The sequence below is a fragment of the Streptomyces torulosus genome, assembly GCF_001419765.1.
In the GTDB taxonomy this organism is placed as follows: domain Bacteria; phylum Actinomycetota; class Actinomycetes; order Streptomycetales; family Streptomycetaceae; genus Streptomyces; species Streptomyces torulosus.
The window spans coordinates 1-10,616 of sequence record NZ_LIRK01000009.1 but is presented as its reverse complement, the minus strand read 5'-3'; the positions used below and the strand labels follow the sequence as shown (position 1 = coordinate 10,616).

The 10,616-nt window shown below is 68.1% G+C and carries 9 protein-coding genes; 1 reads left to right on the top strand and 8 read right to left on the bottom strand.

The features are described from left to right. The 8 genes from AOK23_RS01015 to AOK23_RS00980 form a co-directional block, all read right to left on the bottom strand. The coding region (locus AOK23_RS01015; RefSeq protein ID WP_055710842.1) for a pyridoxal phosphate-dependent aminotransferase at window positions 1-1,175 on the bottom strand (1,175 nt) is incomplete at its 3' end. 166 nt (window positions 1,176-1,341) lie between these two features. After that, the gene (locus AOK23_RS01010; protein ID WP_469848899.1) at window positions 1,342-2,457 is read right to left on the bottom strand and encodes an aldose epimerase family protein; all 1,116 of its coding nucleotides are present in this window, start codon (window positions 2,455-2,457) and stop codon (window positions 1,342-1,344) included. Continuing rightward, on the bottom strand, window positions 2,454-3,698 hold the full coding sequence (gene mmsB / locus AOK23_RS01005) for a multiple monosaccharide ABC transporter permease (protein WP_055710840.1): 1,245 nt from the start codon (window positions 3,696-3,698) through the stop codon (window positions 2,454-2,456). Before mmsB ends, AOK23_RS01010 begins: the two co-directional genes overlap by 4 nt. Continuing rightward, the gene (gene mmsA / locus AOK23_RS01000; protein WP_055710839.1) at window positions 3,695-5,245 is read right to left on the bottom strand and encodes a multiple monosaccharide ABC transporter ATP-binding protein; all 1,551 of its coding nucleotides are present in this window, start codon (window positions 5,243-5,245) and stop codon (window positions 3,695-3,697) included. The genes mmsB and mmsA overlap by 4 nt, the downstream gene beginning before the upstream one ends. A gap of 38 nt (window positions 5,246-5,283) precedes the next feature. Next, the gene (gene chvE, locus AOK23_RS00995) at window positions 5,284-6,396 is read right to left on the bottom strand and encodes a multiple monosaccharide ABC transporter substrate-binding protein (protein ID WP_355402064.1); all 1,113 of its coding nucleotides are present in this window, start codon (window positions 6,394-6,396) and stop codon (window positions 5,284-5,286) included. Between the two features lie 151 nt (window positions 6,397-6,547). Continuing rightward, a complete protein-coding gene (locus AOK23_RS00990; RefSeq protein ID WP_055710837.1) occupies window positions 6,548-7,516 on the bottom strand; it encodes a hypothetical protein in 969 nt (322 codons plus the stop codon). A 122-nt stretch (window positions 7,517-7,638) separates the two neighbouring features. Further along, window positions 7,639-8,661, bottom strand: a complete 1,023-nt coding sequence (locus tag AOK23_RS00985; protein ID WP_055710836.1) for a zinc-dependent alcohol dehydrogenase — start codon at window positions 8,659-8,661, stop codon at window positions 7,639-7,641. Continuing rightward, on the bottom strand, window positions 8,658-9,821 hold the full coding sequence (locus AOK23_RS00980; RefSeq protein WP_055710835.1) for a mandelate racemase/muconate lactonizing enzyme family protein: 1,164 nt from the start codon (window positions 9,819-9,821) through the stop codon (window positions 8,658-8,660). Before AOK23_RS00980 ends, AOK23_RS00985 begins: the two co-directional genes overlap by 4 nt. A 247-nt stretch (window positions 9,822-10,068) precedes the next feature. Here AOK23_RS00980 and AOK23_RS49200 point away from each other — a divergent pair. Then, window positions 10,069-10,616 (top strand): SCO2400 family protein (locus AOK23_RS49200; protein WP_420823678.1); only part of this gene is annotated, 548 nt, incomplete at its 3' end.

Genomic DNA, 10,616 nt, shown 5'->3' with positions numbered 1-10,616 from the left:
GCCGCCGTACCCGAGCTGTAGCTGGTCCCGGTGCCCAGCTCGGGTACGGCGGCTCCCCTCCTGGACCCGTAGAGAACCGACTCCAGGCCGGACACCAGGCGACGCACGTCCACCTGGGGCCGGACCACGAGTCGCAGGAAGCGACTGGACGAGCCGACCTTGTTGCCGCACTCGCGGACCAGGATCCGGTGCTCGGTGAGCAGCCGGTCACGGACCACGGTGCCCTCGGCGCCCACGGGCAGGCGCACGAAGAGGAAGTTCCCCTGCGACGGATACACCGTCAGACCGGGGAGGGCGGAGAGCTGACGGGCCATGTCCAGGCGGTCGCGCCGCACCTGGTGCAGACTCTCCATGTACTCCGGGCCGTGGTTCTTCAGCATGAACACCACGTGCTCCGCGAAGGAGTTGAGGTTCCACTTCGGCAGCATCGAGCGGATCTTCCCGGCGAGCGCCGGGTTGGCGACCAGATAGCCGAAGCGGATGCCGTGCAGCCCGAAGTTCTTGCCGAGCGAACGCAGCACGACGACGTTGGGCCGCATCACCGCGTCCTGCACCGTGCTCGGCTCGGACTCGGCGTCGGCGAACTCCAGGAACGACTCGTCGATGACGATCAGATCCAGGTCGGCCATCGCGTCCATGAACTGCACCAGCGCGTGCCGGTGCAGGAAGCCGCCGTCGGGGTTGTTCGGGTTGCAGATGACGGCGACCCGGGTGCCGCGCGCCCGGATGAACTCGGCGTACTGGGCGAGGTCCAGGGCGAAGCCGCTGGACTCCTGCAGCGGGAACATGTCGACCCGCTTGCCGGTCTCCATCGGCTGGTCGGTCCAGCGACCGAAGGTGGGGACGGGGACGGCGAGGGACTCCCGGACCAGCAGATGGTCGATCCAGGTGATGAGTTCGGTCGAGCCGTTGCCCATCGCCACGCACTGCGGCGGCAGTTGCAGCAGGTTGCACAGCTCCGCGGTGATGGTGTCGGCGCTGCTCGGGTAGTACGTGATGATGTCCTTCAGCCTGCTCGCCATCTCGTCGAACATGGCCGGGGTGGGGAAGTACGGGTTGCACGGTATGCAGAAGTCCACCGGGCCGACCCCGTCGCCGCCCTCACGCGTCAGCGCCGCCATCGAGGGGCTGTGCGCCGTCGTGCTGCGGAACAACGAGGTGACGTTGTCGGCCATGGAACCTCCGTAGGGGGCGGACCCGTTGGGGACGAACCGGGTCCGACGACTAAGGGCGGCCCGTGCGGGGGAGCACGGGCCGCCCCTACATACGGAGAACGGCGTGACGCTGTTCAACCACTGGGAAGTTGGCCGGAAATTGTGAAGAACCTGTGCGCTGCCGTGTTCAGGCTCCGAACGAGTGGACCGTCGTCGAGCGGTACGTCTGCCCCGGCCGGAGCACCGTCGACGGGTACGACGGCTTGTTCGGCGAGTCCGGGAAGTGCTGGGTCTCCAGGCACACGGCGTCGCCCTGGCGGTAGATCCGCCCCGACGGTCCGGCGAGCGTCCCGTCGAGGAAGTTCCCCGAGTAGAACTGGAGCCCCGGCTCGGTGGTGGAGATCGTCAGGGTGCGGCCCGAGGACGGGTCGCGCAGTGTGGCGGCCCGCTCCGGGAGGTCCGTCCGCCCCTTGTCGAGCACCCAGTTGTGGTCGAACCCCTTGGCGTACAGAAGCTGCTGGTCACGCGTGCGGACGTCCGCGCCGATCGGCTTGGCGCGGCGGAAGTCGAAGGGCGTGTCCGCCACCTCGGCCGGTTCACCGGTGGGGATGAGTCCGGCGTCGACGGGCGTGTAGCGGGAGGCGGCGATCTCCAGTTCGTGGTCGTGGGCGGAGCCGCTGCCCTCGCCCGCGAGGTTCCAGTAGACGTGGCTGGTGAGGTTGACGACCGTCGGCCGGTCGGTGGTGGCCTCGTAGTCGATGCGCCAGTCGCCCTCCTCGGTGAGGGTGTAGGTGACCGCGGTCCGCAGGGTGCCGGGGTAGCCCATCTCGCCGTCGGGGCTGGTGCGGGTGAGACGCAGACCCACGTTCGAGTCCTGAACGAACGGCTCGACGTCCCACACCGCCTTGTCGAAGCCGCCGGCACCGCCGTGCAGGCTGTTGCCCCCGTCGTTCACGGACAGCTCGTACGCCGTGTCGTCGAGGGTGAACCGGCCCCCGCCGACGCGGTTGCCGTAGCGGCCGATCAGGGCGCCGAAGTAGGGGGAGTCGGCGACGTACTCCTCGACGGAGTCGAAGCCGAGGGAGACGTTCGCGTACCGGCCCTCGCGGTCCGGGACCTCCAGGGACTGCACGATCCCGCCGTACGACAGGACCCGCAGCCGTGTGCCGCCGTTCTCCAGCGACCAGCGGTGGATCTCGGTGCCGTCGGCGAGCTTGCCGAAGACTTCCTTCACCGGATTGCTCCTCTCACGGGAAAAGGGGGCCCCGCCCGCAGGCGAGGCCCCCCTTGCGGGTTCCGTCAGGAACCGCCCTTGCGCTTGTTCCACACGTCGAAGCCGACCGCCGCCAGCAGCACCATGCCCTTGATGACCTGCTGCCAGTCGGTGCCGATGCCGACCAGGTTCATGCCGTTGTTGAGCACGCCCAGGACGACACCACCGATGATCGCGCCGAGGACGGTGCCCACACCGCCGCTCATCGACGCGCCACCGATGAACGAGGCCGCGATCGCCTCCAGCTCGAAGTTGAGACCCGCCTTCGGCGAGGCGGCGTTGAAGCGGGCGGCGAAGACCAGACCCGCGAGGGCCGCCAGCATGCCCATGTTGAGGAAGATCAGGAAGACGACCTTCTTGTCCTTCACGCCGGACAGCTTCGCCGCGGGCAGGTTGCCGCCGATGGCGTAGATGTGGCGGCCGATGATCGCGTTGCGCATCACGTAGCCGAAGCCGACGACCAGCGCGCCGAGGATCAGCAGCACGATCGGGGCGCCCTTGTAGCTGGCCAGCAGCATGGTGACGACGAGCAGGGCGGCGGAGATCGCGACGAGCTTGAGGACGAACAGGTTCATCGGCGGCACGTCGAGCGCGAACTCCTGCTGCCGGCGCCGGTCACGGAACTCCTGGATCACCACGAACGCGATGACGGCGAAGCCCATCAGCAGCGTCAGGTTGTGGTAGTTCGTCTGCGGGCCGACCTCCGGGAGGAAGCCGTTGGCGACCTTCTGCAGGCCCTCGGGGAACGGGCCGAGGGTCTGGCCCTCCAGGAAGATCTCGGTGAGACCGCGGAAGACCAGCATGCCCGCCAGGGTCACGATGAACGACGGTATCCCGAGATACGCGATGAAGAACCCTTGTGCGGCACCCGCGACGGCGCCCACGGCCAGACAGAGCACCACGGCCAGCGGCCACGGTATGTCGTTGTTGACCATGAACACCGCGGCGATCGACCCGATGAACGCGGTCAGCGAACCCACGGAGAGATCGATGTGCCCGGAGATGATGACCAGCATCATGCCGATCGCGAGGATCAGGATGTAGCTGTTCTGCAGCACCAGGTTCGAGACGTTGCGCGGCAGCAGCAGGTCGCCGTCGGTCCACACCGCGAACAGCGCCACGATCAGGCCGAGGGCGATCAGCATGCCGTACTGGCGCATGTTGCGGCGCATGCCGTCCAGCATCAGCTGGAGCAGACCCCCGCCCGCCGCCGCCCCGCTCTTGCCGGGCGGCGCGGGGGCCGGGCTCTTGGCGGTCACTTCCGTGCTCATCGGGATACCTCTTTGTCCTTAGTCATCTGACGCATCAGCGACTCCTGCGTGGCCTCGGCACGCGGGAACTCACCTGTCAGCCGCCCCGCGGCCATGGTGTAGATGCGGTCGCACATCCCGAGCAGTTCCGGCAGCTCGGAGGAGATGAAGACGACCGCTTTGCCCTCGGCGGCCAGTTTGTCGATGACCGTGTAGATCTCGTACTTGGCGCCGACGTCGATACCGCGCGTCGGCTCGTCAAGGATCAGCACATCCGGCCCCGCGAAGATCCACTTGCTGAGGACGACCTTCTGCTGGTTGCCGCCGGACAGCTTGCCCACCGGCTCGAAGACGGTCGGCGCCTTGATGTTCATGGACTTGCGGAAGCCCTCGGCGACCTGCCGCTCCCCGTGCTCGTCGACCACACCGCCCTTGGCGACCTTGCCCAGCGCGCTGAGCGAGATGTTCCGGTTGATGGTGTCGATGAGGTTGAGGCCGTAGTGCTTGCGGTCCTCGGTGACGTAGGCGATGCCGTTCTTCACCGCCTCGGGGACGGTCTTCGTCCGGATCTCCCGGCCGTCCTTGAGGACCGTGCCGCCCGCGTACCGGCCGTACGTCCGCCCGAAGACGCTCATCGCGAGTTCGGTGCGGCCGGCGCCCATGAGCCCGGCGATACCGACGATCTCGCCGCGCCGCACCTGGAGCGACACGTCGTCGACCACCTTGCGCTGCTGGTCGATCGGGTGGTGCACGGTCCAGTTGCGGATCTCCAGCGCGGGGGCCGCGCCCTCCTCGGGCTCGTGCGGCGTGCGCTCCGGGAAGCGGTGCTCCAGGTCCCGGCCGACCATCCCGCTGATGATCCGGTCCTCGGTGGTCTCCGCGGACTTCACATCGAGGGTCTCGATGGTCTGCCCGTCCCGGATGATCGTCACCGAGTCCGCGACCTTGCGGATCTCGTTCAGCTTGTGCGAGATGATGATCGAGGTGATGCCCTGTTTCTTCAGATCCAGGATCAGATCCAGAAGCTTGCCGCTGTCCTCGTCGTTCAGGGCGGCGGTCGGCTCATCCAGGATGAGCAGCTTCACCTTCTTCGACAGCGCCTTGGCGATCTCGACGAGCTGCTGCTTGCCCACCCCGATGTCGGCGACCCGGGTGTCCGGGTGCTCGTCGAGGCCGACGCGGCGCAGCAGCTCGGTCGCGTGCCTCAGCGTCTCGGTCCAGCTGATGAACCCGCGCGTAGCGTGCTCGTTGCCGAGGAAGATGTTCTCCGCGATGGAGAGGTAGGGCACCAGGGCCAGCTCCTGGTGGATGATCACGATGCCGTGCTGCTCGCTGGCCCTGATGTCCTTGAACTCGCAGGTCTCGCCCTCGAAGAGGATGTCCCCCTCGTAGCTGCCGTGTGGGTGGACGCCGGAGAGGACCTTCATGAGGGTCGACTTGCCGGCGCCGTTCTCACCGCAGATGGCATGGACCTCGCCCTGCTGGACGGTCAGGGTGACGTCCGACAGCGCTTTGACGCCGGGAAAGGTCTTGACGATCGAGCGCATTTCCAGGACGGGTCCCGCCATGGTCGTGCCTTCCAATCAGTGGTTCGGGTTCCGCCGGATTACTTGAGGTCGCTCTCCTTGATGTAGCCGGAGTCGACGACGGCCTCCTTGTAGTTGGCCTTGTCCACGCTGACCGGCTCCAGCAGGTACGCCGGGACGACCTTGGCGCCGTTGTCGTAGGTCTTGGTGTCGTTGACCTCGGGCTTCTTCTTGTTCAGCAGTGCGTCGACCATGTTCGAGGCGACCTTGGCCAGCTCACGGGTGTCCTTGTAGACGGTCATCGACTGCTCGTCGGCGATGATCGACTTCACCGAGGCGACCTCGGCGTCCTGGCCGGTGACGATCGGCAGCGGCTTGCTCTTGGAGCCGTAGTCGTCCGACTTCAGCGCCGAGAGGATGCCGATGGAGATGCCGTCGTAGGGGGAGAGGACCGCGTCGACCCGGTCGCTCTTGTACGTCGAGGTCAGGATGTCGTCCATGCGCTTCTGGGCGGTGCCGCCGTCCCAGCGCAGGGTGGTGACCTGGGTGAGCTTGGTCTGTCCGGACTTGACGACGAGCTGCTTCTTGTCGATGTAGGGCTGCAGGACGTTCATCGCGCCCTGGAAGAAGTAGCGGGTGTTGTTGTCGTCGTTGGAGCCGGCGAACAGCTCGATGTTGAACGGGCCCTTCTTCGAGCCGTCCTTCAGGCCGAGCTTGTCGACGATGTAGCCGCCCTGGAGCTCGCCGACCTTCTCGTTGTCGAAGGAGGCGTAGTAGTCGACGTTGGGCGTGCCGAGGATCAGGCGGTCGTAGGAGATGACCGGGATGTTCGCGTCCTTGGCCTGCTGGAGCACGTTGTTCATCGACTTGTTGTCGATGGCGGCGACGATGAGGGCCTTCACACCCTGGGTGATCAGGTTCTCGATCTGGCCGACCTGCTGGTCGGGGTCGTCCTCGCCGTAGACCAGCTTGGTCTTGTAGCCCAGCTTCTTCAGGTTGGCCTCGACGTTGTTGCCGTCGGCGATCCACCGCTCGGAGGACTTGGTCGGCATCGCGATGCCGATGGTGGCGCCCTTGGTGCTGCCACCCTCCTCCTTGCTGCCGCCCTCACCGCTCTGCCCACAGGCGGACAGGGTCAGGGCGAGGGAGGCGGCGGAGGCTATGGCGGTGAGAGCGGCTCGACGAGTGCGCATGATCATCATCCTTGATGTCTTGGTGCCTGGAACGTTCTGGCGGTTGAGGACGGCGCTTCGCGAGCGAGGGAGGAGCCGAAGGACGCCAGAAGAAGATGTGGGGGATTGTGTGTGACTGCGTCTTCTTCTGTGAAGACAGTTGGCCAGTTCGTTATGCGGGATTACTAAATCGCTTCAGGTCCCCCGGCAGGCGGGTGCCGAGCGGCGCCATGTCGCCGTCCGCCCCGTGGCGCGCCAGAAGGTCCAGAGCGAGCCGACCGCGCCGCACCCGCTCCTTGGCGGTGGACAGCGTCAGGTCGCGCATGTGGTGCCCGTAGGGGTAGATCCCGGGCGCCTTCGACAGGCCGAACTTCAGGTAGATCGGCGCGCCGCGCCGGATCAGCTCGGCGACCTCGTACATCCGCACGTAGCCGCCGAGGTCGTCGGGCGCCTCGATGTACATGTCCATCGGAGCGGCCGACACCCGCCGGATCTCGGTGAGGTGATCGAGCGTCAGATCGCTCGGCACATTGATCGAGTCGCCGCCGAGGTTCTCGTACACGGCGTACGCGGTCGGGTTCACCGGGCCGATGAGCGCCGAGACCTTGAAGGTGGTGTCGGCCGGCAGGATGCCCGCCTCACGGGCGCGGTGCAGCGTCCAGAGCACACCCTCGTCGGCGATGAGCAGGCACTTCACGCCCAGCTCGGTCGCGCGCACGGCGTCCTCCACGCAACCGGCGACCGCGTCGTGGCCGCGGGCGCGCAGCCCGCCGCCCCGGGAGTCGGTACGGGTGGAGCCGCCGATGTCCCACGTGCCGCGCGGGCCGGTGAACAGGCAGAGCTCGATGTCGCGCTCGGCCGTCGCCTCCACCATCTCGGTGATCTCGGCGTCGGTGAGCATCCAGACACCGCTGCCCTGGCTGATCCGGTGGATCGGCACGTCGAGCCGCGAGGCCTCCTTGAGGACCACGGCGAGCGCCTCCGGCCCCTCCACGGAGGGAACCTCGGTGCGCCAGCGGCCGCCCCCTGGGAAGGTGTGCGGAGAGGCGTCGGCGGGGTCGAGTGCGGGCGCGTCCAGGCCGAGCGCGGCGAGCGCCTGCTCGCCGGGCCGACGGGGCGCCGAAGCGTTGGTGTCGGTCACAAGCTGTCCTTCAGGTTCGATATTTCGGACGAGGTTCGCGGCTCATCGCACAGAGATCTTGGGGTGTACGCCGGTACGGAGTAGTCAGGTACATCCGTACCGGCGTACGGCTCAGGGTTGTGTCACGGCCGCAGGAGGACCTTTCCGACCTTCGGGTCGCCGGACCCCACCAGTTCGATGGCCTCCGGGAACTCGTGCAGCGGCAGCTCGTGCGTGACGAGCGGCAGTGGGTCGAGGAGCCCGGCCCCGAAGACCCGGACCGTGTGCGCCCAGGCGTCCGGCGGCGCCCCGAACACGGTGTGCACCTCCAGTTGCCGTACGACGAGGTCCGTCGGGTCGAGGCCGTCCGCGCCCGACGCCGGGATGCCCGTCAGGACCAGCCGTCCGCCGCGCCGCAGCAGTGCGGCGGCGGTGACCGCCGCGTCCGCGGATCCGGCGGTCTCGATGACGACGTCGAAGTCGCCGGGCAGCTCCTCGTCCTTCGTACGGAAGTCCGAGGCGCCGAACCGTCGGGACAGTTCCGCACGGTCCGGACGGGTGCCCACGACGAGCAGCTCGGCCGGCGAGGCCGCCTTCAGGAACTGAACGGCGAACATTCCGAGGGTGCCGGTGCCCACGACGGCCACCCGCTCCCCGGGCACCGCGTTGGCCTTGAGCGCGGCCGCCGCGATGCACGCCGCCGGCTCCAGCAGCGCCGCCGCCGTCAGATCGCAGTCGTCCGGAAGAACGTGCAGCAAGCGGGCGGGAAGCGTCAGCGTGGTGGCCATGGCGCCCGGCTGGGTGAAGCCGGTCTCCTCGTACCCCGCCGAACACAGCGTGGTCTCGCCCGCGTGGCAGCGGTCGCACACCTGGCAGTTCCGGAAGCCCTCGCCGACCACCTTGCGGCCTACAAGACTTGAAGGCACGCCGTCGCCGACGGAGACCACCGTCCCGGACCACTCATGACCCGGGACGAGGGGGTAACGGACGTATCCCTCGGGCCTGTTGCCCTGATAGACCTCGCGGTCGCTGCCGCAGATCCCGGAGGCGTGGACACGGACCAGTGCCTCGCCCGCCGCGGGCTGCCGGGGCTCGTGCGGGACGAGCCGGTGCTCGCCCGGAGCCTCGATGACGACGGCGGTGGCCGCGTCGGGCGAGGTCGTCACTGGGTCCCCTTGGGCTTGCGCTGCTCCCAGCCCTCGGCCCACAGGTCGAACCGGGCCTGCTGCTGCGGGAACTCCGCCGCCGCGTCCACGTCCAGTTCGACGCCGAGGCCCGGCTCGTTGGAGAGGTGGAAGCAGCCGGTCTCGGGGTCGACCTGCGGGGCGCCCTTGATGACCTTCTTGATGTCCGCGTCCGCGAAGTCGTTGAAGTGCTCAAGGATCTTGAAGTTCGGCGCGGTGAAGCCGACCTGGAGCGAGGCGGCGGTCAGCACCGGGCCGCCCACGTTGTGCGGCGCGACCAGCATGTAGTGGGTCTCGGCGGTCGCGGCCAGCTTGCGGGTCTCCCAGATGCCGCCGATGTGGCCGAGGTCCGGCTGGATGATGTCGACGGCCTGGCTCTCGAAGAGCTCGCGGAACTCGATCCGGTCGTGGATGCGCTCGCCGGTGGCGATCGGCATGTCCACCTTGGCGGCGACCTTCTCCAGCGCCTTCAGGTTCTCCGGCGGCACCGGCTCCTCCAGCCACGCGGGCTTGAAGGGGGCCAGTTCCTTGGCCAGTCGGACCGCGGTGGACGGGGAGAACCGGCCGTGCATCTCCAGCATCAGCTCGGCGTCCGGCCCGATGGCGTCCCGCACGGCCTCGATCAGCGAGACGGCGTACAGGCTCTGCTGGTGGTCGAGTTCGAAGTGGCCGGTGCCGAAGGGGTCGATCTTGAGCGCCCGGTAGCCGCGCTCCATGACGCCCCGCGCCGCCTTGTGGTACGCCTCCGGCGTGCGCTCGGTGGTGTACCAACCGTTCGCGTATGCCTTGACCTTGTCGGTGACCTTGCCGCCGAGCAGCTGCCACACCGGGACGCCGAGGGCCTTGCCCTTGATGTCCCAGCAGGCCATCTCGATGACGGCGATGCCGGACATCACGATCTCGCCGGCCCGACCGTAGTCGCCGTACTTCATCCGCTTGACGAGATCCTCGACAGCGAACGGGTCGGACCCGAGAATGTGGTTGGCCTCTGCCTCGCGCAAGTAGCCCAGCAAGGCGTCGGTGTGGCCCAGCATGCGGGTCTCGCCGACTCCGGTGAGTCCCTCGTCGGTGTGCACCTGGACGTAGGTCAGGTTCCGCCACGGCGTTCCGACCACGTGTGTGCTGATTCCCGTGATGCGCACGGTGCTCCCTGTCCTTTTCGGTCTGTTCGAAATTTCGAAGCTCGTTCGAAATGCTGGCGCGACAGTAAGGACGACCCGCTCCGAGTGTCAATGGGTCGAACGCACAACGGTCTCGTCACGAAGGTCCCGAAGGTGGGCGATGATCAGGGCTTGAGCCGTCCTGACCCGCCAGTACACGAGGTTCCTACACAACTTTCACGAGGGCGCCTGGGAACGTCACCGGCGCGCCAAATAATCTTCCGGCGTCATGGACTACTGCCACCCGTGCCAACGGCACCTCAACGGCGCCCTGGCCTGTCCCGGGTGCGGCGCACCGGCCGAAAAGAGCCGGTCGTACATGGGCGCATCGCCCGAATCGGGCGCCTTCGCCGCGGAGGAACGCGGCGAAGCGTACGAGCGTGATGAAACGCATGAGCGCGACGAAGCGGATGAGTACGGCGAAGCGCGCGAAGGTGACGGTGAGGCGCGTGAGGGCGACGGCGAGGTGAACGCCGGCGGGCGCCGGGCAGCCCGCGCCGCCCGGTCCCGGTCCAAGGGCCGCGAGCGCGGCGACCGTGCCGCCCGGCGGGACCGGCGGGCGGCCGCGCACCGCCGCCGGCGCAAGCGCCTGCTGCTGGTCGGGGCGGGGCTGGTGCTCGCCGCGGGTGGGCTGAGCCTCGCCGAACTCGGCATGGAGGCACCGCCGTCGCACCCGAACGCGGCATCCGTGGACGACGCGGTCACCCCGTCGCCGGCGGACTCGGCGGCGGGCGGGCCGGACGGCGACTCCGGCGTGGACGGCGCGGACGGCGCGGA

Excerpts from the sequence above, each read along its gene's own strand:
- chvE (WP_355402064.1), bottom strand. The coding sequence starts at position 6,396 with ATGCGCACTCGTCGAGCCGCTCTCACCGCCATAGCCTCCGCCGCCTCC.
- mmsA (WP_055710839.1), bottom strand. The coding sequence starts at position 5,245 with ATGGCGGGACCCGTCCTGGAAATGCGCTCGATCGTCAAGACCTTTCCC.
- mmsB (WP_055710840.1), bottom strand. The coding sequence starts at position 3,698 with ATGAGCACGGAAGTGACCGCCAAGAGCCCGGCCCCCGCGCCGCCCGGC.